The organism is Streptomyces sp. PKU-EA00015, from assembly GCF_013387495.1.
Taxonomy (GTDB): Bacteria; Actinomycetota; Actinomycetes; order Streptomycetales; family Streptomycetaceae; genus Streptomyces.
Genome location: NZ_JABZEE010000015.1, coordinates 171,530 through 191,730 on the forward strand (window position 1 = coordinate 171,530; position 20,201 = coordinate 191,730).

Genomic DNA, 20,201 nt, shown 5'->3' on the forward strand with positions numbered 1-20,201 from the left:
TGAGCGTTCCTGACGCCGACGGGTGGTCACGGAGATCGGAAGTGGCTGACAAGCGCGGCTCAGACCGGATTGAGACCGGATCCTGCCGCCGTCGAAGCCCCGTCGTGGCGGGTCGGCGCTACCTGCGGTGGATCATGGCGCTCTGCGCTGCCTCGAAGGCGACCGGCAGCAGCTCCGCCAGGTGGCGGTCGAGTGCCGCGAGCAGGGGATCGGCCTGGACCGACACGTCCTCGACGTTGGACGCCACCTGCTCCATCGCACCGACCGCCAGGACGAAGCCGGGCAGGTGGGCCTCGGGGTTCCGGCAGACCAGTCGGCTCCAGATGTCCAGCGCAGTCATCGCGGGTTCCAGTGCCGTCTCCCAGAGGCCGTAGGCGGTCAGCTGGTTCACCGTGCGGGAGAGGAGTTCGGCGACGGCGGGCTCGTACTCGGGTGACGCCTCGTCGAGTTGGTGCCAGACATCCAGTGCACGTCGCAGAGCGGCCAGGAACGCCGACGGGGATCCGGCCTCGGCCTGCCAGCGGCCGAGCTGAAGCGTCTGGACGACGATGTCGGTGTCCGTCTCGCTGTTGCCGAGCCCGATCCGTCGCCGGTGCTCCCCGATGGCGATCGCCTGCTGCATGGTGTGGCGAGCCTCGGTGGAACGCCCCACGGTCTGCAGGAGGTTGCTGAGGTTCATGAGCGCGCTGATCAGCATCGGCTCGCCGTTGCGCGGGTCGCGACGGGCCAGTCGGCGGTGGCCGTCCACCGAGTCCGCCATGAGCTGCAGGGCTTCCTCGTGGTGGCCCGACTTGACCAGGAGCGTTCCGAGGTTCGAGCTCCGGAGCGCCAGCTCGAATTCGTAGGCGGTATCGGTCCTGGCCAGCTGTCGGGTGAGCTCCACGGACCGGCGCAGTGCGCGCGTGGCCTTGTCGTGGTGGCCCAGGTTTCGGAGGAAGTCGGTGAGTAGCTGCAGCTCGAGGGCGAGGTCGTCCCGAAGGTCTGGGTCCGTTCTCGCTAGCCGCTCTATCAGGTCCACGCTCTGTTCGAGGGAGCGCAGCGCCTCCTCGTCGCGGCCGACGGCGCGCAGGTAGGAGCTCAGCCCGCTCAGCGCGAGGGCGTACTGGATGTCACGGGTGGGGTGGGTTCTGTCCAGGTCCTGCCAGACTTTCAGTCGCTCCTGCGCTGTGTGCAGGGCCTCCTCGTGGCGGCCTGCGCGGCTGAGCGCGGAGCTCAGGCCGCTCAGGGCGACACCGAGGGCGGCCTGTGCGGACGTCGAACCGTCCTTGGCATGCTGGCGGGCCGTGGCCAAGTGGTCTTCGGCGAGCCGCAGGTTGAGGTCGTCCAGGCCGTTGTTCCCGTAGGGCACGACGATCTGGAGTTGGTGGAGTACGTCGATGCCGGCGGTGGTGGCTTCCAGGGCGTTCAGCAGCGCCTGCTGGATGTCGGCCGTCCGGGCCGTGCGGCCCGCCTGGTGGTGCGCGACGGCGGCCCGTACGAGCACGGTGACCAGTTGCACCTGCTGGTCGGTGGAGGAGCACGCCAGCAGGGCGGCCAGTGGGAGTGGCGGATCGAGGTCGAGGAGGGCACGGGAGGCGTGGTACTCGCCGACGCGGTCGGGCTGAAGCGTGCCCCAGAACCGGTCGGGACCGGGCGGGTAGAGGGTGCGTAGCCACGCCGTCACTTCCGCTGCCCGCGCGGGGGGGACCTCGGGGAGTACGCCGACGGCCGCGAGGGCCTCGGCCTCGTCCGTCGCCCCGCACAGCGCGGCGACGGCGACGGCCCGGTGCAAGGTCGTCGGATCGAGCGGCCCGAGCCGCTCGGCGGCCCGCACCCAGTACCGTTGCTCGTGTCGGAGGAGGGTGGCCTCGGCGGGTTCCTCGAGCGCGGTCTCGACGGGCGCCGAGCCGTTCTGCAGAAGAGTGGTGAGGGCGGTCATCTGCACGGTGAGGACGGATTCGTACGCGGGCTCGTCCAGATCCTGCGGGGCGCGCAGGGCGTTGGCGAGCATCGGCCACCCGGCGGGCGGGCGGCCGGGCAGGCCCGGCAGTTCCTCCAGCAGGTCGGCGAGGTCGCCGAGGGCGTCGGTGAACATTTCGGTACGGGTCTCGGGCGGGCCGTCCTCGGGTGCCAGTGACGCCAGTTCGGTCGTCGGGGCCCTGGCGAGGATCTCGTCGGCGTGGGAGGCGGTGAAGCCGTCGGTCTTCCAGGTGCCGCCGGTGCGGGCGAGGAGCAGGAGCCGGGTGCGGTGGCGACAGCTCCGGAGCTGGTCGATGACGCGGCGTACCAGGCTCGGCCGGGCATCCGCGTAGTCGACGACCAGCAGGAAGGGGAGCGCGGTCTCCAGGGACCTGAGTTCGGGCAGGGCGAGGTCGCTGTGACGCAGTTCCGCCCGGAGGTGCCCGGTGACCCAGCCCTCCTCGCGCAGGATATCGCTCAGCCGACGGGCGAGGCGGGACTTGCCCTGCCCGCCGGGCCCGGTAATCACCCGCACCGAGAAGCCCTCGGCGTCGCGTTGGCACCAGTCCCGCAGCGCGTGTAGCTCGTCCTCCCGCCCGCGGAACGTCACGGCCTCGGCGTCGGCGCGCAGCAGCATGGTCGGCGACCGCAGGTCCCGCTCGCGGGCCGCCGGTTCGAGCAGGTCCACCGGTTCGGCGGCTTCCAGCAGGGATTGCCACCCGCCGTGCTCGGCGACCAGCGCCGAAAAGCGTTTGTCCGCAAGAAGCGCCGACGCCGGGGTGGCTGTCAGCCGGGTGCCGCCCACGGCCTGACGGTCCTTGCGGACCACCCCGCACAGCAGGCCGCTCTGGCGGCTCTCGGCCAGCAGGGCGGCGCCGGACATCCCTGACCAGCCAGTGCCGTTCCCCTCGCTCACGGGGACGGTCGCGTCCTTACTGAAGACCTCGTAGCGCCCGGCGAGCGATCCGGTCCCCGGCATGATCTCCCCGCTGATCTGGCCGTCGAAGCGGTCGCGGGTGCGTGGGTCCTTCTCCATGCGGGGAAACCCAGCGATGGTGACCGGGTGGGGCCGGGTGCCGATGATTCGGCCCCACCGCTGTTGAGGCCGGGTGCGCACGTCAATCAGCGACTCGGGCGGCTCCCAGCGCAGGCCGTCGCCACCCGGTGCAGGCGCTGCGTCGACCTCGACCAGCGCCGCGTCGACTTCGTCGTCGATGCGCCACCACCGGACGGCTGCCGGGAACTGGTCCTTCCCCGCATCGGGCCGGCAGACAGTCACCCGCGTCGGGTCCGGCCCCATGGCCGTCTCGATGACATGGCCGGCCGTCAGCACCAGCCGAGGCGCGACCAGATAGCCGGAACCGAATGTTGTGCCTTCCCGCCGGTGGACCCTGATCTGCACCCGCCGGTCGAACTCCACCCTGCCCCCTTCTGCTGTCCCGGACCGCTACCGCACCGGTCTACTCCTCATCGGAGACGTTGACCGGCCCGAGGTTTGAACCGTGCGGCTCCAGCCGCACCGTGACCTGGTGGGTGGCCTTGCTCGCCCGCTCCGCCTTGGCCCCCACGCTGACGACTGCGAAACGCAGTCCCCCGTCCAGATTCCGGCTGCCGGTCAACTCAAGCCCGAGCTCCAGCGTGATCTCTCCCAAGGAGAAGAGGACCCCCTTGTCCCCCTCGGCCGAGAGCCGCCGCTGCGCCTCGGCGACCTGGTCCCGCAACAGCGTGATCGCGTCGGCCAGATCCATCCAGTCTTCCCCGCCACCATCACCCACTGATCCCCCAAGTCCGCTTTGTCCTCGGCATCTTCGGGACGACCATCTCACAACAACACGAAGCAGGAAGCCTCTACCGGAAATCACTCCCGGCCCGCGGCCCACCCGTCACCCATGACCGCCCCGGTCATGCCTGATCCCATGCTTCGGTGACCGTTTGCGCGACCTCTTGCGGGCGTGTGCTCGTTGGCCGCGCGATCGTGCCGAGGGCGACGGTCTCCCGGGCGCCGGCGCGCTCCGGGATCGACCGGGCGTCGTCGAAGCCGTTACTTCTGCATGCCCGCGAGGTCGGCGTGGCCGGGGGGCGCGGCCGCGTCAGCGGTGCGTTGCGCCAGTTTCCTTCAGCGGGAGGGGTCCACGGGATCGGCCGACATGACCTTCTCCCACCTGGGGTCACTCACTGTACCGATCATGACGGCGACCGGGGAACCCAGCGACGGGCCGTGGCGGACGGCGGACGCCGCCGAGGGAATCTCAGACCACAAACTTCTTGTCGAGCACCATGTCGTGTCCGACGATGAAGGAGGCATCGTCGGAACACAGCCACACCACCGTCTCGGCGACCTCCGCGGCGGTCGCCCCGTCGGCGTGGTTCGCCCCCTCCTCGTGGGCCGGCCCGGGACTGATCGCGTTGATCCGGATGCCCTTGCCGATGTACTCGTGCGCGGCGGTACGGGTCAACGCGCTCAGCGCCGCCTTCGAAGCCGCGTACGCGCTCATGCCCACCAGTCGCCCGCTGCTCGCCATGTTGCAGGCGGTGTTCACGATCACTCCGCGACCGCGCGACTCCATGTGCGCGAGCTCGTGCTTCATCGCCATGAAGACCCCCGTGAGATTGGCGGCGAGGATGTCGGCCCACACGTCCTCGGCGATGTCGGCGACGTTGCTGTTCGGCCCGGTGACGGTCGCGTTGTTGAACGCGATGTCCAGCGCGCCGAACCGCTTCACCGCAGCCGCCACCATGCCCGCGGCCGCGGCCGAGCCGCCCCTCGTCATGTCCGCCGCGACGCTGTCGGCCTCACCTCCCGCATCGCGGATCAGCTTCAGCGTGCCCGCCAGTTCCTCCGGGTCCGGCCCAGCCACCAGTACGCGCGCACCCTCCCGGGCGAACGCGACTGCCGCCGCCTGGCAGATGCCGTCGCCCGCTCCCGCGACCAGGGCGACCCTTCCAGCAAATCGTTTGGACATGGATCGAGCTCCTCTTTCTCTACTGATCTCTGTGAATCGTGTCGAGCAGTTCATCGGCCCACGCGGTGCTGTAGTCGTCCAGCCGTGGCAAGCCGCCCTCGTAGGGGGATCCCGTCCACGTGAACGTGGCGCCGGGCAGTGGGCCACGGCCGAGGGTCCGCGGATCCAGGGCAGCCCGCACTTCTTCGCTCCCGGCGGGTACGCCTCGCACCTTGTGGTCGATGATCAGTGCAAGCTCCCGCCGCTCGGCGACGCCGTGCAGGTGTGCAGGGCCAGGCTCGCCCAGGGGCAGCCGATGTCCGACCAGATGGTCACCGTCGGGGCGGCGGTGTCGTTCACCATGTCCGTTCCTTCACGTCCTTCATGAGTACGGGCTTCCTGGGCACGGGGGTACGGGCGCGGCTGCGCCCGGCCGCCGCACGGCGGCCGGGCACCCGGTGCTCAGAGCCCGACGCGGACGTCGTACTCGGTGACCAGGTGCTCAACTCGATCAGGCGCTCCACGACGGCGCGGGCGCTCCACGGGCCGCCTCGTTCAAGGGGAGGCCGAGCCGGGGTCCTTGGCCGACTGGCATGAATGTGCTGCACGGCGGAAGGACCGGTCCATGGGCGCCGGTCCACTTCGTCAGATGACCGGGGCCTCTTCAGGTCCGCAGCACCTGACGAAGTGGCGCGCCCGAGGTTGCCGGGGCCCGGGCGGGGCCCCACATTCCGAGCATGACTGGGACCTTCCTCGATACCGGTCCACGGACCGAACAACCTTCCGTGCGCGTGCGAAGGCGGGTGCCCCGCGTCCTGGAGACCGCCCTTTACGAGTTCGCGCTGTCCACCGGCATGCTGTTCACCGTGGTCACGGCCGTCCGCTGGATGGCGGGACCCGGCACGCCCCTCGCGGACCTCTTTCCGACGCTGACCAGCCAGCTCGTGGCCATGGGTCTGCTGGTCGGTGTGATCGTCGTGCTCGTGCTCGGGCCGTCCATGCGCCGGGAGACGGCCGGGCACCTGAACCCGGCCGTCACCATCGGGCTGTGGCTGCTGCGGGTCTTCCCCGTCCAGGCCGTGCTGCCGTTCGTCGTCGCGCAGTTGGCCGGCTCGGTGGCCGGCGTGGGTCTGGCGCGCCTGGCGTGGGGTGACGCGGCCGCCCGGGTCGGGGACGCTGCGCTGACGCCGGCTGCCGGCTGGAGCACCGGGGCCGTGTTCGCCGCGGAGGCCGGCGCCATGACCGTGATCATGCTGATCGTGGCCTTCGCCGGTACGCGCCGGCACCTGCTGACATACCTGCCCACGGTGGTGGGCGCCTGCGTCGCCGCCGTGATCATCTTTCTCGGGCCGCTCTCGGGCGGCGGCGCCAACCCGGCGCGCCAGTTCGGACCCGCGCTGGTCTCCGGCACGACCGGGCTGCTGTGGGTCTACGTACTGGCCCCGGTGGCGGGGTCGCTGCTGGCAGCCCTGGTGGCCGGACTGCTGAAGCGGCGGGCCCCGGCGCGCTGAGGCAGACGCCGGGCTGCCGCTCGCGGCGTCCGAGCGTGCCCGGCCGGGAGGCGATGGCGACCTTGCCCACCTGCAACTCCACGCCCTGCCCCACAGCCGGTTGCCGGGCCGGCTCGCCTCGGCACTTGATCACTCATCGTCCACCCGACGACGTACTCCGCCGTCGGCGGTGAGGGGGTCGCACAGGGGGCGGAGGAGCGGGTCCCACAGCTGTACCGTCCCGTCCCGCCCGCCGGTGGCGAGTAGTTGCCCGTCCGGGGAGAACGCCACCGCCAGGGAACTCCCATGGTGGCTTGTCTGGGGCGCGGATGGGGGCGCCTGTGGACGGGTCCCACAGCCGTGGGACCTTCTCCAGGGTTCCATGGCCAGCATGCCCCCGCCGGGGGAGAAGGCCAACGACCGGACTGCCGCGGTGTGGCCGGTGTAGGGGTTGCCGACGGGGGTGAGGGTGACTGGGTCCCACAGCCGTACCGTCCCGTCCAGTGTCCGTTCGACCTTCCAGCGGCGGGGCGGGATGACGAAGGCTCTCGCCCCGGGGGAGGGGAGACGGTTCTGAGCGTCATGTGGAGGAAGTCGTCGGACCAGTTGATGAGCTGGCCGGCGTAGGCGGAGTCGGCCCAGAGCTGCGTGATCTGCGGTTGCATAAGGCGCAGGCGTCAAAGCAGTTCGCGGGCGGCGTCGCGGTCGGTGGTGTCTGCGGGTGTCACCGTGATCATCACCGGCAGGCCGAGGGTGTCGACGGCGATGTGCTCTTGCGCCCGTTGATCTTCTTCCCAGCGTCGAAGCCGCGGGTGGCATTGGAGACGGTCTCGGCGCCCCTGACGGACTGAGAGCACTGGCCAGGGGCATCGTCCCTGACCGATGCGGAACTGCCGTCTGAGCTGGCCGCGCAGGAAGGCGCCGGCGACAGCCCCGAGCGTGGCCGCCGCAGAGCCGCGAGCCCGCGTCGTGGCCACGGAGGCCGATCTGGACACCGGCCCCATCCACCACCTCCCGGACCTTGCCGACTTGAGGGACCGGGGTGTGCTCGACTCGCATGCGCTGGGCGACTGACCGCGTGAGCACGCGCCGCCCGCTGGGCATCGGTCCCCGTCCGTACCCTGCCGCTGAAGCGGACGACCGGGGCGGACGCGGCCGCACGGTTGCCGAGCTCGCTGCCCAGCGTGCCTCCGCCCCGGCCGAGCTTCAGCCGTACCGGTCGGCAGTCGGCCGTCGACCGCTCGGCGCCGGACAGGAAAGCCAACCTGTAACACTCATTTGAGGGCCGGTTAATAGAACTTCCCCAGGTCGGATTGGGTAACGGTTCCGACTGTTACCGACCGCTACCCTGGGAAGTGCCCGACTTTGGCGGGGCGTTCGCTCAGGCGTCCGTGCGGTCGACGCGTGTACTGAGGTACCGGTGTCAGCCGGGGAGGCCGAGGTCGTCCAGGGACGCCCGGCGGCCCACTGCTGCGGCCGGCGGCCGTCGAGGAGGTGGACGCCGCCCTGGCGGGAAAGCCCACAGCACATTGGTGCGGCTGTACGAGCCCCTGCTGACTCCGACCCGGATCAGGTCATCGACACCGGGTGGCTTTGAACACGAGAACGAGAACGGGGGTCGTTTGTCGATGAGCTGCGGGGCACCCCGATTACGGTGAGGTCGATGTTCACGACGTCGGTACCCGAGCGCCTGGTCCTCGCCGAGCAGGTTGCCCGACGAAGGAAGAGCAACGCTGCGCCCTGTCCGACTTCCTGGGGCTGGGGCTGGGGCACCGGGGGGCGGAACATCCGCTTGATCCCCGTCGGAGACCAGCCGCGGCCGTCACTCTCGACCGGGCGGGAGGTCAGACGTGCGTGGGACACCCCCTCTCCATCCCCGGGGCGACCGCCGAGGCTCGTCAACCGCGTCGGCGCCTGGGAGGTCTGGGCTGGCACGGGGCCTCGCGCAGCGGCGAACGCGGACTCGGGGCCCTCCGTGAACTGGTCGGCGTTCCGCCCGGACCGGCTCGGGAACCGTTCCCCGGGATGGTGCGTGACTCTTGACGTGTTGTCGGCTGGTGACGGGGGATCCGAATGAAAGCTCGGACGATGGTGAGCGTGGCGGTATCGGCCTGTGTGGCGCTGGTGGCGTGCGCGTGCGGTCCGGAGAATTCGGAGGAGGACACGGACGCGAAGCCTTCGCAGCCGTCCCCGTCTATGGACGCCGAAGAGCCGTCGGCCACGCCGTCCGTGTCCGCTCGGACCGAGAAGCCGTCGGCCGAGCCAACCGGCGACCAGCCCGCACCCAGGACGAAGGAGGGCGCGATCCAGCGGTACGAGCAGTACCTCCACGCCCTGGGCCGTGAGGACATCGACACGGTCTGCGAAGTGGCCGGGCCCGCCGCGAAGAAGGCACAGGACCAGGGCTCCGGCCCGTGCACGTCGACGTACTCCGTCGTGTTCCAGATGATCTCGCCCGCGCAGAAGAAGGCCCTGCAAACCGCGACGGTCGACCCGCAGCGCATCGCCGTGCGAACGCCTTACAAGATCGAGATGCCGGTCGAAGCGGTGAGGGCTTCCGCAACCTTCTCCGAGAGCGACCTCGGCAGCTGCACCCTGGAGTACCTCAAGAACGATTGGTACATCACCGACTGAACCCGACGCCCCGTACGCTGAGCCGCCCCGACGGTCTGGATGCTGACCGGCAGGTCGGCATCCAGAGCGGGGGGAATGCCCTTCAGGTCTCTTGGTTCCCCCTGGTTCAGGGGGAATTCCCCGCAGGCTGGAGACCCCGCATGGGGCCTCGATCCGCTGACGGGCACGGGCAAGTCGGCCGTGGCGGACGGGCTCGTTCTTCCGGTCCGGCCGTAACAGACGGACGCCCAGGCGCTCGTCGAGAAACGCCTCGAACTCCCGCACGGCGAAGCCCTTGTCCGCGAGGATCACCTGACCAGTGCGGACGAGGTGCTGGTCGCGTTCCAGCAGTGCGGTCATCACTTCCCGCTCACCGAGCTTGGAGCTCGCCAGGCACCAGGACAGCGGCATGCCCTCGGCGGTGGTCGGCACAGCTACGCAAGGCCTTCGAGGACGGCAAGCACGAAACCGGCGCCGCCGACTTCTATTACGGCGAGATGGAGATGCGCCGCCATGCCCACGACATCCCTCGAAGCGAGCGTGCCCTGCTGCTCGGACCCACGACTACTCGCGTCTGGGGGTGACACGCGGCAGCAGCTCCGCCGCTGTGGTGTTCATGTGCAGTTGGAGCAGGCGGTGCGGGAAGGAGAAACCGCTGTCGGCGCGGTACAGCAGAATGCGCTGTTCCGCCGTGTGCAGGAAGCGGCGGTACCGGTAGGGCGAGCTGCCGCTCTGCGCCAGGACTGCGCGTATCGTCCAGTGCCGCAGGATGGCGAGGCCGCCGTAGCGGAAGGCTCGGGCCAGACCGTAGAGGCTGCCGAGCAGCAGGGCGACGAACCAGGCGCTGCGCGCCCGGTCGTCCTGCGGCGAGGTCAGGGTGATGAGAGCGAAGAGTGCCAGGCCGATCAACAGGCACGTGCTTATGCCCTGGATCAGGGAGAACCGCAGGGTGCGGCGGATTCCTTCATTGGGACGGGGACGCCGGTCCTGCAGGGATGGCTCGAGCTGGTTACCGAAGGCGTAGAGCACCCCGAGGGGGAGGGTCGCTGCGGGACCGATCCACCACGGGTCGGGGCAGAGCAGATGAAGGACGTACCCGAACAGCAGGACGTTCGTCACCACAAGGAAGATGGTGACGATGCCTCGGATGTAGTTCTGCTTGGTCGGCGACCAGAGCGTCCGCTCCTGACGCCGCCAGGTCCACCTCAGCTGTTCGACCGGTGAGTAGACGTCGGTGAACGCGGCGTCGAACTGTGTGGCGGTCACCCACAGGTAGCCGAGTCCGATCACCAGGACGCCCGGTGCGGTCAGATCGGCCCGCAGCAACACCACCAGCCAGAAGAAGTTGAAGAGCATCACCGGCATGTTCGCCCCGAAGGGAATGAGGATGCTGCCCGGTTCGTCGGGCCCGGTCGATCCCCGTTCGGACGGCGACGTGGCGTAGTGCTTCTCGGACCTGTACGCCTGGCCGGCGATGGTGAGCGCCATGGCCACAGCGAACGCCGCCGCGTCGGAAAGGCTCGTCCGTATCACCCCGGCCTGGGTGGCGACCACCACCCACACCAACGGCACCCCGAGGGCCACGGCCGACATGACGACGTTCGGCACACTCTTCGGCAGGACCTGCTGGGCCGGCGAGAGCCAGGTCAGATCCAGTCGATCCAGATGCAGCACGTGCTCACCGCGCTCGGTGAGCGTGCGGGCGAGCCAGGTGAGCCAGTGAAGAGTGCGTTCCGGCTCGTCGTATGCCCCAGGGCGGCCGTCCGCCAGGCACCGCCGGATGTAGGTGTCGAAAATGCGACCTCGACGGTCCGTCAGGCTGCCCGGTTCCCGAAGCTCGGCCGCCGACCGGTTGCGGTACGCGACGTGGATGACGTTCAGCACCATCGGTGACTGCAGCAGCGGCCACAGGTCGGGATCGGCCTCCAGGGCGGCGCTCACGTCTTTGAGGGCTTCGATGTCGCAGGCCAGGAAGTCCTGGACGTCCTGGCGCGTGGGCGGCAGGAGCTCGGCGTAGCGCAGGGCGCCGATGCTGCGCGCCAGACGCCGCAGATCGGCCTCGTCGGTACGGCAGCCGATGGCTATGCCGGGGCACTGCACCCGCAGCCGGCGCAGTTCCTCGACGCAGCGAGGACGTTCCGCCTCGGGCACCTCGTCCAGACCGTCCAGTACCGGCAGCAGTTGCCGCCGGCTCAGCCAGGTGCGCACGAGTACGGCGGGCAGCTCGTAGGATCCCCGGCCCATCGCCGAGACCAGCCACTCCTCCATGGGTTCCCCGCGGTAGCTGTCCAGGCTCAGAAAGACCGGTATCGGTGACGGCTCTGCGCTGCTGTTTTGCTCCAGGGCTTCGACAGCGAGCTGGTGCCCGAGCCGGGCGAGCTGGGTGGTCTTGCCCAGCCCAGGCCTGCCCAGCACCACGACCTCGTCGACGTCGTCGAACAGCACACGGATTTCCGTTTCGGAGGCTGGCACGCGAACGGGCTCGGAACGCCGTGTCCTCCTTCCCCGCGTCGTCCGGCCGGTTCCGCTTCCCTCCGGGTCCCGCCAGATCACGAACCGGGGACAGAGGTAGTAATGGGACTCGGCGCGGCGGATCTCGTCCGCGGTCTTGGCCCGCACCCTCTTGAGCATCCTTCGCCTGAGCTTCGCTGCCGCCTTGTCGCTGCGCATCCGCGTCGGCCAGGTGGCGACCGTGACCAGCCAGCCCATGACCATGCGCAGGAAGCGACGGGTGAGATGGCGACGGGCCGGCCAGCCGGGTACGGCACCAGGCACCGCGGCCTCGGGGGTTTCGTCGTCGACGCCCGGCAGCCGCAGGCCGTCCCCCCGCTCCCCGGCCCGCGTCTGCGCGACCGCGGCATGCCAACGCGGCTCCCACTGCGACGGGTTCCCGCCCAGAGCCCGCACCAGGGACAGGAACACCTCCCGTTGAGGATGCTTCTTCCCGGAGAAGATCTGTGAGACGTAGCTCTTGTGCACATGAGCCGCGTCGGCCAGAGCGGTCAGGGTGGGCCGCTCAGCGGGCTCACCGCGCTCATAGAGCTCGTCGTAGACACGGCGCATCAGCACCGCCCAGTGGTGATCTCCCGGCTCCACCGACTGCGGATCAGGGCGCCGGGGGCCTCTCGCCTGGAAGCCTCCACGTCCTGGCATGTGCTCTCCTCGTCCCTGCCCGTTCACCGGCGTTCACTCGTTGACCACGGCCTGAACGCCCTGGCCGGCGGCGTCCGACCGGCTCTAGAAATGAAGACGCGGCCCCGGAGCCGGGACAGCGCTGCCATTCCATACCCAAGGGAGTGCCTCCCGGGCGGAAACGGCGTTTTCACCACCGCCGAGCAGCCTTCAGGCTCCACCCGCGTCTCGATCCACTCGTGTGCGCCCGCGCATGTCCGACACGAAGGAGCCCAGGATGAGCAACGACGACCAGCGCAGCCCCACGCCGGACACCGCGCCCCGGACCGACTCAGTCGCCGGACGCATCGTGCACTGGCTCGTGACGGGCTGTCTGCTGCTGGCCGGCCTGGCGTACGTGGCACACCAGCACCCGGCGGTGGGGGCTGCGCTGCAGGCTGCCTTCAGCGGGGGAGCCCTGTTGATGACAGCGGTCCTCGCGGCCACGAGGCGGTGATGGCGCGCGGTCCGTGGCCTCCGGTCCGTGGCTCCCGGCCGCGCAGGGTGAACCGCTCCCGCCCCGGGCCGAAGGACGCACGACGCAAGCGGATGGGCGAGCCCCGGCGCGGGCGGTGGCTGTGATCACGGACACCGGCAAGGGCCGCTGCCTGTTCCCCGTGACGGCTGACCGTGGACTCCCCGTCGGTCGAGGCCGCCTGCACTGTTCCGGTTCCCCGGTCGCTCCAGTCGCTTGCGGGTCCTTGCCACGCCGGCACCGGGCTCGAAGAACCGCCACCCGGCCACCCGCCACGACGTGGGACGCGTCCTCGTCACCGGTCAGGCATACAGCCGCCGCGCCCACCACAAAGTGGGCGCACCAAACCGCGACGCGTCGGATGAAGGCCGAGCCGAGCAGCGGCAGGCGCTGTGGCAGTCGACCTTGGTACGCGTGGTCGGCAGGACGTCGACGTCCGGACCTCTACGCCGACCACTACGGCGACATGCTCGCTCAGCCGCGCGCCGACCACCGCGGTCCGACTCACGGGTACTACCTGGACGTGCCGTTCGGCGAAACCTTCGTTGGGCATGCCACCGAGCCGACCGCTGATGACGTGAACGAGACGCAGCTGCGCTTGACTGGTACCGGCCGCGCGATCTGCTGCCGGACGGCTCGAGACCGTCATCGGTGCCGACAGCGCCCTGCAGGAGACCGTCGACCGCATCATGTCCGAAACCGGCCTGGCCCACCTGCCCGCACTGGACCGCTGACCGGGGCACCGCTGTCCACCGAACTCGGCCAGTTCCCGGCGGCCGCACCCTGCCCGGCCCACGCCCCGCAGAACCCCGCGCGCCCGGCCCTGGCCTGAGCTGTCGCTTCTACTACTCCGGCGACACCCCCTGATGACCCGGACCAGCCCGGCCGCCCTGGGAGATCCGGTTGGCCCGGGGACCTGACCAGCGCCGCGCAAGGGTCTGGTGCGAGCGGGCTGCGCTGCGCCTACTGGTCGAGGCACGGACCTACGTCTTCTACCGCCAGGAGTACGGAGGTCACATGTGCCGGCAGGGGCAGGTGGAGGGCTTCCTGGTGCCAGTGTTCGGTCGTGCCCGGCTCCGCGAGGAACTCGGCGGCAGGCTCGGGGAAGTCTGCCGGGACCCGGAGACTGGACGTCGCCCGTGCGGATCCTGCGGAGTGGTCCTGGCTGCCGATGGTCGTGTGCACTGTGTCGCCGGCGGCGCTCCTGTACGTCAGTGTCGCGGCGACGCGGCGGCGTCCGCTTCCCTTGTGGCCTGCTGGGCCGCGTGGAACTGCTCGGCCTGCGGCCGGCCGTAGACCGCCTTCCCCGACGTCCGGTCCTTGTCTCCCCGTCTGGCATGCGGCCGCGTCGACGAGTGTCGGGAGCAGCGCGAGCACGACTCTCCAGCGTCCGACGGTCTTCGCATTCCCACCCCTTGCACGTGTTGCGACTACGCATGCTGCCTGCCCCAGGCCGACAGGCGCAAGCGCCGAGTGATCAAGAAACGTTGCAGGTCAGAGCGTATGAGTCTGCGGCTCCGGGCTCGTTCTTCCCGTCCTCGAACGCCTTGCGCAGATGCCCGTAAGCGCAGCCACATCCTCTGGATCGGGGGTGAGGTCGGGTTCGGGGCGGTGCGGGCCGGTCCGCCACTGGCGGGGTGCAGAGGCCGGTCTCCCGCGGCCAGGCGGGGATCTTGTCGTGGCGGGCGGTGGTGATCTCCGAGGACCGGCCCGGGCGGGCGGCCGAGATCCATACGAGGTGCGCGCCGGCCACGGCGGCCGCCACCTGTCACAAGACCTCGGAGACCTTGTACGCGATTCCGCCCTCGACGAGGTAGCCCGAGCCCACGCAGACGATTCCGTTGAGCCATGTGTAAGGCTCGGCTCCGGTTTCGAAGAGCGGGTTGGTCCGGAAGTAGTAGCGGTCGGGGTCGATCCGGTGCCGCTCGGCGGGGTCTGTCATGGCGTCGCGCAGCGTGGGCGGGGTTACCCAACGGCCGCCATAGGTCATGTGCAGAAGAGCGCCGTCGTGGGTGCGCAGAGTGAGGCGTACGTCCAAGGTCATCGTTCCATCGGAGTCGAACAACGCCCAGTCACCGCCTCCGGGCACGACATCTCCGCTCAGCCTGGGGCCGTGGAACGTGCCGCCGGCGGCTCCGAAGAGGACCCGTCGGCCGAACGGCCCGCTGCCGATGGGCAGGCGGGGGTTCAGGTCGACGACGATGTCGAAAAGGTGCGCCGTCCGGATGCTCCCAACGTCCTTCACACGAGGGTCTGTTGTCATGCGGCATCTCCCTCCGTGATCTCGGGGAACAACGTGCGTCGGACCGCGTCCGTGGAGACTCCGGACTGGGCGCACAGCGTCGCGAGGTCGAAGAAGAACCGCTCACTCGCGATGAGGTCGTCCTTGAAGGTGAACTGGACGAACACCGGCACCTCGGCCCGGTTGCCATTGGAGAGAACGCCGAACCGGTCGCCCGTCATGGTCATCCGTGCCGTCCCCCAGCACACGAGCGTGTCGTCGTTGCCGGCGTGACCGCCCAGCGCGACTTCATAGTCCGGGAACGAGACGAAGAACCGCCTCAGCACCCTCTCGTTCTGAGCCAAGCCCCGGGCGGTCGTGCCGAAGGCCGGGGTCTCGAGCAGGATGTCGGGGTGGAGCACCCGCAGCGCGGCGGGAACGTCCTGTCGGCTCTTGGCGACAGCAAGCGCGTGTGCCAGCTCGAACATCCGTCGGTCATGCATGGCAGCCTCCTTCAGCGGGAAACAAAAGATACGATCGGTCGTATGCTTGAGGCAAGCACATGACAGGATGGATCGATGAACGAACAGACAGGGCCCCCCAGCTCGGCAGCAGCCGTTCCCTCGGTCGAAGCGGCGGTCGCAGTCGTGGCCGACCAACGCCTCGTGCGCGGTGCCCGGGCCAGACACAAGATCGCACGCCGCGCCGTCGACATCGCCTCGCTGGAGGGGCTCAACGGCCTCAGCATCGGCCGCCTGGCCACCGACCTCGGAATCAGCAAGAGCGGCATCCAGACACTGTTCAAAACCAAGGAGAACCTTCAGCTCGCCGCCGCCGAGACGGCGCGTCGCGAGTTCGCCGAAGCGGTCATCCGCCCTGCGCAGACCGCACCGGCCGGCGCTGCCCGGCTGAAGTCGCTGACAGAGAACTGGATCGCGTACGCCGAGGCGCCCCTGTTCGCCGGAGGCTGCTTCTGGGCCGCCACCCTCCCGGACTTCGACAGTCGGCCCGGCAAGGTCCGTGACACCCTGCTGCTCCACCGCAACGCCTGGCTCGGCCTCCTCGCCGACGAGCTGCGCCAGGCAGTGGACAACGGTGAGATCGCCGAGTTGGACACGGAACTCACGGCGTTTCACATCGACGCCGTCCTCACCGCCGCAAACACCGCATTGCGCTTGGGGGACTCCACCGTCCCATCCAAGGTCCGGCGGATCGTCAAAGAGTTCCTGACCCCGCCTCACTGACAGGGATGGCCCACACCCTTCCGCGGGGCATTGGCGCCATCCACGCGCTATGTGCGCCTGCGGCTGGACATAACCACAGACGACGTGCCGCCGTTCGGGGAAGGCACTGCCTCGCCGCCAGCTGACCGCCAAGCGGCTTGGCCACGGGTCCAGCAGCCCAGCGGGAAGCAGGCACGGTGTTCGCCAGGGTCCCGGCCCACGCGTTTGTTCCCTGCCGGGTGTACAGGCCAGCGGAAACGGGGCATCAGCTACCGTGCCAATCCTCGCAGGTCAAGAGCCATTTCAGGTCAATCCGGCCTCCATTTTCGGGCTCTCTCCGGCACGAAACGTTGCGTTAACCCAGCAAACAACTCTGCCCGGTTAACGTGTTTCTTGACCAGTCGTTGACCAATCGTTGGCACGCGCAAGAAGTGTGAACTGCACTGGAGGGGCGAATGTTCGGAGGTACGACGGCCCGGACCGCGCTCGCGGTCCTCGCTGCCGTCCTGCTCGCCCTCCCGCTCCTGGCATCCGCGGTGCCGTTCGCACCGGCGCACGCGGCCCGTCATGCTGAGGCCAAAGCCCAGTCCGGAATCAAACCCTCTGGGACAACGCTGCGCAATGAGGCCGTCGCCGGTCCCGACGTCGGCTACGTCGGCGGCCCGGCCTTCCCCCTGAGTACCCTCCACCAGAACCGCGCCGCCGACTCCGCGCCGCAGCCGTCCGAGCGTCCCCTGCTGGTGGCGCAGGATCCGGCCGCTGCGGAGGAACCGGCCGCGCTCAGCGCCGGGCACCACAGCTTGTCGAGAACTTCGACAGCCCACTTCCCGGCCGCACTCCAGGTCTTCCGCTGCTGACAGCGGAGCAGTCTCCACCCCCCACGTTGTCCTGCCCGTCCGACGCGCCACGCGGCGCGCCAGGAGGAATCACCACATATGCAGCCCCTCATCGACAACGCCCGTACCTTCGGACAGCGCCCTGAGGAGTTCGCCAAGCTCGCCGAGGGCCAGTCACCACAGGTGCTCTTCATCACCTGCTCAGATTCCCGGGTCGTACCGGCCCTGATCACGGGCGCCCGCCCCGGTGAGCTCTTCGAGCTGCGCACCGCGGGCAACATCGTCCCCCCGTACGTCTCCGAGCGCCCCACCGCCGAGGCCGCCACCATCGAGTACGCCGTGCAGGTGCTCGGCGTCCCGGACATCGTCGTATGCGGCCACTCGCACTGCGGTGCCGTCGGCGCGCTGGTGCGCGGCGACGACCTCGACGCCGTGCCCGCCGTACGCGACTGGCTCGCGCACGCCGCGGACAAGCCGGTGTCGGCCGACCCGGGCGACCCGGCGGTCGCCGCGGCCGTGCAGCACCACGTGCTCGCCCAGCTGCTCCGCCTGCGCTCCTACCCCTGTGTGGAAAAGGGAGTGGCCGAGGGACGGCTGCGGGTGCGCGGCTGGTACTACGAAGTGCACACCGGGACCGTACGCGAACACCTCGCGGACACCGACACCTTCGAGTCCCTGTGAGCGGCGCCATGACTGCGACGACCAAGTTCCCCTACATCAAGCACGACTTCGCCGCCTCCCTCGTCGTCTTCCTGGTCGCGCTGCCGCTGTGCGTCGGCGTGGCCGTCGCCTCCGGCGTCCCGGCAGAACTCGGCCTGGTCACCGGCATCGTGGGCGGCATCGTCACGGGACTGATGCCCGGCAGCAGCCTGCAGGTGTCCGGGCCGGCAGCGGGCCTGACCGTCCTGGTCTTCGAGGCCGTCCGCGAATTCGGGCTCCCCGCGCTCGGCATCATCGTGCTGGCAGCCGGGCTGCTCCAGCTCGCCATGGGCGCACTGAAGCTGGGCCGCTGGTTCAGGGCCATCTCGGTCTCAGTGGTCGAGGGCATGCTGGCCGGCATCGGGCTCGTGATCATCGCGGGACAGCTGTACGCGGCGGCGGGCCTGAAGGCCCCGGCGTCCGGCATCGACAAGATCGTAGAGTTGCCAGAGGCGCTCGTCCGCGCCCTGGGCAGCACCGAGGCCCTGGCCTCGCTCGGGGTCGGCGCGGGCACCATCGCCGTGATGGTGCTGTGGAAGCGGATGCCAAAGCGGGCCCAGGCGGTGCCAGGCGCGCTCGCGGCGGTCGCGCTGGCCACGCTCGCCTCGCTGGCGTTCGGCCTGCCGGTCGCGACGGTCGAGGTGCAGGGACTCCTCGGCGCGATCCAGCCGCCCGGGGCCGACGCCTTCGGCGAACTGGCCAGCTCGGCCATCTTCGGCACCATCATCGCCTTCGCACTGATCGCATCCGCCGAGAGCCTGTTCAGCGCGGCGGCCGTGGACCGGCTGCACGACGGGCCGCGTACCGCGTACGACAAGGAACTCATGGCACAGGGCACGGGCAATGCCGTGTGCGGGCTGCTGGGCGCGCTGCCGATGACCGCCGTGATCGTGCGCAGCTCGGCCAACGTCCAAGCGGGCGCGAAGACCAAGGCCTCCCGCGTTCTGCACGGCGTGTGGCTGCTGCTGTTCGCGGCACTGCTGCCGGCGGCTCTGGCGCTGATCCCGCTTCCCGCCCTCGCCGGAATCCTCGTGCACGCGGGTTGGAAGCTCATCCCGTTCCGGCAGATCGTGCCGCTGTGGCGGACACACCGCGGTGAGGCGCTGATCCTGGTGGTCACGGCCGTGGCGATCGTCGCGGTCAACATGTTCGAGGGCGTGCTGATCGGTCTGGCGCTGTCGGTCGCCAAGACCGCCTGGGAGGCCTCGCACATCAAGCTCGAGGTCATCGACAAGGGCGCCGGCCCCGTCCAGGCGTACCTCTCGGGCAACGCCACCTTCCTGCGGCTGCCGAAGATCCTCGACAGCTTGGAGGCGCTGCCGCAAGACCGACCGGTCGAGCTGGACCTGTCCGGGCTGCACCACCTGGACCACGCCTGCCGCACGGCGCTGGAGAACTGGGCCGAGCGGCACAGTGAAACAGGCACCGAGCCGGTGAAGGTCACCTTGGCGAGCTGACACCCCAGGACAGGCGGGGCGGTACGCAACCGACGTCGCGTACCGCCCCGCCTGATGACGTGGGAATGGCACACCTGAACATCGACCCCGCAGTCGTACGCGCGTCGGTGAGGAATCCCTCCGGTACGGGCAGTCAGGCCGCCTGACCGAGTTCGGCAGCGATCAGGAGATCAGCACCGACGACCGGCATCATGCCGCACGAACATCAAGACACGTGAGACAACCTCTAAGCCTTGATTGGTGCGGCCGACCTGGCGGCCTGCTCGATCTTCGCGCAGTAGGCTGCACGGGCTTCCTCGTCGATCTGCTTCTCGTGTTCGGCGCGCAACCCGGTCCGGCCGTCGAGGCCCTCGCGCAGGATATCGGCGTGCCCGGCATGCCGGATGGACTCGCCGAGGACATGGACCATGATGGCGAACAGGTTCGTGTCGGCATAAGGCTCCGGCCACCACGGCACGTGGCCGGGGGCGTCGAGGGGAAGCTCGTTGATCGTCGCGTCCGAGTGTTCCCACGTGCGCCGGTAGAACCCGATGATCTGATCGCGGGTCTCGTCCTCGGTCGCCCACAGATCGCTGCCGTTGGAGTCCTGCCACCGGGACAGCGGTTCCGGGGAAGGGCGGTCGAAGACCTCGCCGAAGTACCTGGCCTCGACGGTGGCCACGTGTTTGACCAGGCCGAGGAGGTTGGTCCCGGTCGCTGTCAAAGGTCGGCGGGCGTCGTATTCGGACAAGCCGTCGAGTTTCCAGAGCAGCGCCTTGCGGTCCCGCCGCAGTCTCCCGTGCAGGTTGTCTTTCGCCAATTCATCGATCATGCGGCATGAGCCTGCCATGGGCTGCTCGTCGTCTCAAGATCTTCCGTACGTGGTCCGCAGCGACTGGCAGAGCCGAGGCCTGGCCATGGCCGCCGCCCTGACCTGCTACAAGAAGCTCGCGAAACTTGCCAGGTGAGACACCCTCTTACGTCCTGGCCCGTCGTGTTGACGACCTGCACGAAGTAGCTTTCGCCCGCGGCTCCGGTGCGGACTTGGCCCGGCCGGCGGGCCCCTGATCCGTCTGGGCGGCGCCACCTACCCCGCCGCCCTCAGGCGGGCCGCCACCACATTCGCCGCGATCCTCACCCTCGCCGCCCTGACCGGC

17 protein-coding genes and 2 pseudogenes are annotated in these 20,201 nt (G+C 69.6%); 10 read left to right on the plus strand and 9 right to left on the minus strand.

Annotated elements, in window-relative coordinates; translation table 11 throughout:
• Positions 1-118: 118 nt before the first annotated feature.
• The 4 genes and pseudogenes from HW130_RS14050 to HW130_RS14060 all read right to left on the minus strand — a co-directional run bounded on the left by HW130_RS14050 (position 119) and on the right by HW130_RS14060 (position 4,901).
• Entirely contained in the window at positions 119-3,358 is a 3,240-nt protein-coding gene (locus HW130_RS14050) for a tetratricopeptide repeat protein (protein ID WP_177149872.1), read from the minus strand.
• Between the two features lie 40 nt (positions 3,359-3,398).
• Entirely contained in the window at positions 3,399-3,686 is a 288-nt protein-coding gene (locus HW130_RS14055) for a trypco2 family protein (RefSeq protein WP_177149873.1), read from the minus strand.
• A gap of 217 nt (positions 3,687-3,903) precedes the next feature.
• A pseudogene (locus tag HW130_RS35905) lies at positions 3,904-4,198 on the minus strand (chorismate synthase); the annotation flags it as partial.
• The gene (locus HW130_RS14060; protein ID WP_177149874.1) at positions 4,188-4,901 is read right to left on the minus strand and encodes an SDR family NAD(P)-dependent oxidoreductase; all 714 of its coding nucleotides are present in this window, start codon (positions 4,899-4,901) and stop codon (positions 4,188-4,190) included. The pseudogene HW130_RS35905 and the gene HW130_RS14060, both read right to left, overlap by 11 nt.
• A gap of 716 nt (positions 4,902-5,617) precedes the next feature.
• Here HW130_RS14060 and HW130_RS14065 point away from each other — a divergent pair.
• Positions 5,618-6,391, plus strand: coding sequence for an MIP/aquaporin family protein (locus HW130_RS14065; protein ID WP_177149875.1), 774 nt, complete (start codon positions 5,618-5,620; stop codon positions 6,389-6,391).
• Positions 6,392-6,520: 129 nt separating this feature from the next.
• Here HW130_RS14065 and HW130_RS36970 read toward each other — a convergent pair whose 3' ends face one another.
• Positions 6,521-7,240 (minus strand): WD40 repeat domain-containing protein, encoded by a 720-nt coding sequence (locus HW130_RS36970; protein ID WP_375256531.1) that lies wholly within the window; start codon positions 7,238-7,240, stop codon positions 6,521-6,523.
• A 69-nt stretch (positions 7,241-7,309) separates the two neighbouring features.
• Here HW130_RS36970 and HW130_RS35910 point away from each other — a divergent pair, with 69 nt between their 5' ends.
• Together HW130_RS35910 and HW130_RS14075 are read left to right on the plus strand one after the other, a co-directional pair.
• Positions 7,310-7,444 carry a hypothetical protein gene (locus tag HW130_RS35910; protein WP_256356076.1) on the plus strand — a complete coding sequence of 45 codons (135 nt, stop codon included), beginning with the start codon at positions 7,310-7,312 and terminating at the stop codon, positions 7,442-7,444.
• Between the two features lie 1,023 nt (positions 7,445-8,467).
• Positions 8,468-9,004 (plus strand): hypothetical protein, encoded by a 537-nt coding sequence (locus HW130_RS14075; protein WP_177149877.1) that lies wholly within the window; start codon positions 8,468-8,470, stop codon positions 9,002-9,004.
• 543 nt (positions 9,005-9,547) lie between these two features.
• On the opposite strand, the gene HW130_RS14080 is transcribed toward HW130_RS14075, so the two are convergent.
• Positions 9,548-12,136, minus strand: a complete 2,589-nt coding sequence (locus HW130_RS14080; protein WP_177149878.1) for a helix-turn-helix transcriptional regulator — start codon at positions 12,134-12,136, stop codon at positions 9,548-9,550.
• A 256-nt stretch (positions 12,137-12,392) separates the two neighbouring features.
• Here HW130_RS14080 and HW130_RS14085 point away from each other — a divergent pair, with 256 nt between their 5' ends.
• The 3 genes and pseudogenes from HW130_RS14085 (at position 12,393) to HW130_RS36975 (ending at position 13,925) form a co-directional block, all read left to right on the plus strand.
• The gene (locus HW130_RS14085) at positions 12,393-12,611 is read left to right on the plus strand and encodes a hypothetical protein (protein ID WP_177149879.1); all 219 of its coding nucleotides are present in this window, start codon (positions 12,393-12,395) and stop codon (positions 12,609-12,611) included.
• Between the two features lie 460 nt (positions 12,612-13,071).
• Positions 13,072-13,363, plus strand: a pseudogene (locus HW130_RS35915) (kinase); the annotation flags it as partial.
• Positions 13,364-13,532: 169 nt separating this feature from the next.
• On the plus strand, positions 13,533-13,925 hold the full coding sequence (locus tag HW130_RS36975) for a DUF6210 family protein (RefSeq protein ID WP_375256532.1): 393 nt from the start codon (positions 13,533-13,535) through the stop codon (positions 13,923-13,925).
• 472 nt (positions 13,926-14,397) lie between these two features.
• Here HW130_RS36975 and HW130_RS14090 read toward each other — a convergent pair whose 3' ends face one another.
• Both HW130_RS14090 and HW130_RS14095 read right to left on the minus strand, forming a co-directional pair.
• Positions 14,398-14,892, minus strand: a complete 495-nt coding sequence (locus HW130_RS14090; RefSeq protein ID WP_177149880.1) for a DUF3237 domain-containing protein — start codon at positions 14,890-14,892, stop codon at positions 14,398-14,400.
• A complete protein-coding gene (locus HW130_RS14095; RefSeq protein ID WP_218183503.1) occupies positions 14,889-15,353 on the minus strand; it encodes an ester cyclase in 465 nt (154 codons plus the stop codon). The genes HW130_RS14090 and HW130_RS14095 overlap by 4 nt, the downstream gene beginning before the upstream one ends.
• Before the next feature lie 75 nt (positions 15,354-15,428).
• On the opposite strand from HW130_RS14095, the gene HW130_RS14100 reads away from it, so the two are divergent.
• The 4 genes from HW130_RS14100 to HW130_RS14115 all read left to right on the plus strand — a co-directional run bounded on the left by HW130_RS14100 (position 15,429) and on the right by HW130_RS14115 (position 19,065).
• On the plus strand, positions 15,429-16,094 hold the full coding sequence (locus tag HW130_RS14100; RefSeq protein WP_177149881.1) for a TetR/AcrR family transcriptional regulator: 666 nt from the start codon (positions 15,429-15,431) through the stop codon (positions 16,092-16,094).
• A 434-nt stretch (positions 16,095-16,528) separates the two neighbouring features.
• Positions 16,529-16,930, plus strand: coding sequence for a hypothetical protein (locus HW130_RS14105; protein WP_177149882.1), 402 nt, complete (start codon positions 16,529-16,531; stop codon positions 16,928-16,930).
• Between the two features lie 78 nt (positions 16,931-17,008).
• Positions 17,009-17,590, plus strand: a complete 582-nt coding sequence (locus tag HW130_RS14110) for a carbonic anhydrase (RefSeq protein ID WP_177149883.1) — start codon at positions 17,009-17,011, stop codon at positions 17,588-17,590.
• Positions 17,591-17,598: 8 nt separating this feature from the next.
• Complete coding sequence (locus HW130_RS14115) at positions 17,599-19,065, plus strand: SulP family inorganic anion transporter (protein ID WP_177149884.1); 1,467 nt, start codon at positions 17,599-17,601, stop codon at positions 19,063-19,065.
• 226 nt (positions 19,066-19,291) lie between these two features.
• Here the strand turns inward: HW130_RS14115 and HW130_RS14120 are convergent, their stop codons facing one another.
• Entirely contained in the window at positions 19,292-19,876 is a 585-nt protein-coding gene (locus tag HW130_RS14120; RefSeq protein ID WP_177149949.1) for a DinB family protein, read from the minus strand.
• Positions 19,877-20,201: the final 325 nt, after the last annotated feature.

Coding starts and splice junctions, on each gene's coding strand:
- HW130_RS14055 (WP_177149873.1), bottom strand. CDS start 3,686: ATGGATCTGGCCGACGCGATCACGCTGTTGCGGGACCAGGTCGCCGAG.
- HW130_RS14060 (WP_177149874.1), bottom strand. CDS start 4,901: ATGTCCAAACGATTTGCTGGAAGGGTCGCCCTGGTCGCGGGAGCGGGC.
- HW130_RS14065 (WP_177149875.1), top strand. CDS start 5,618: ATGACTGGGACCTTCCTCGATACCGGTCCACGGACCGAACAACCTTCC.
- HW130_RS36970 (WP_375256531.1), bottom strand. CDS start 7,240: ATGCCCCTGGCCAGTGCTCTCAGTCCGTCAGGGGCGCCGAGACCGTCT.
- HW130_RS14080 (WP_177149878.1), bottom strand. CDS start 12,136: ATGCCAGGACGTGGAGGCTTCCAGGCGAGAGGCCCCCGGCGCCCTGAT.
- HW130_RS14085 (WP_177149879.1), top strand. CDS start 12,393: ATGAGCAACGACGACCAGCGCAGCCCCACGCCGGACACCGCGCCCCGG.
- HW130_RS14090 (WP_177149880.1), bottom strand. CDS start 14,892: ATGACAACAGACCCTCGTGTGAAGGACGTTGGGAGCATCCGGACGGCG.
- HW130_RS14095 (WP_218183503.1), bottom strand. CDS start 15,353: ATGCATGACCGACGGATGTTCGAGCTGGCACACGCGCTTGCTGTCGCC.
- HW130_RS14100 (WP_177149881.1), top strand. CDS start 15,429: ATGAACGAACAGACAGGGCCCCCCAGCTCGGCAGCAGCCGTTCCCTCG.
- HW130_RS14105 (WP_177149882.1), top strand. CDS start 16,529: ATGTTCGGAGGTACGACGGCCCGGACCGCGCTCGCGGTCCTCGCTGCC.
- HW130_RS14110 (WP_177149883.1), top strand. CDS start 17,009: ATGCAGCCCCTCATCGACAACGCCCGTACCTTCGGACAGCGCCCTGAG.
- HW130_RS14115 (WP_177149884.1), top strand. CDS start 17,599: ATGACTGCGACGACCAAGTTCCCCTACATCAAGCACGACTTCGCCGCC.
- HW130_RS14120 (WP_177149949.1), bottom strand. CDS start 19,876: ATGATCGATGAATTGGCGAAAGACAACCTGCACGGGAGACTGCGGCGG.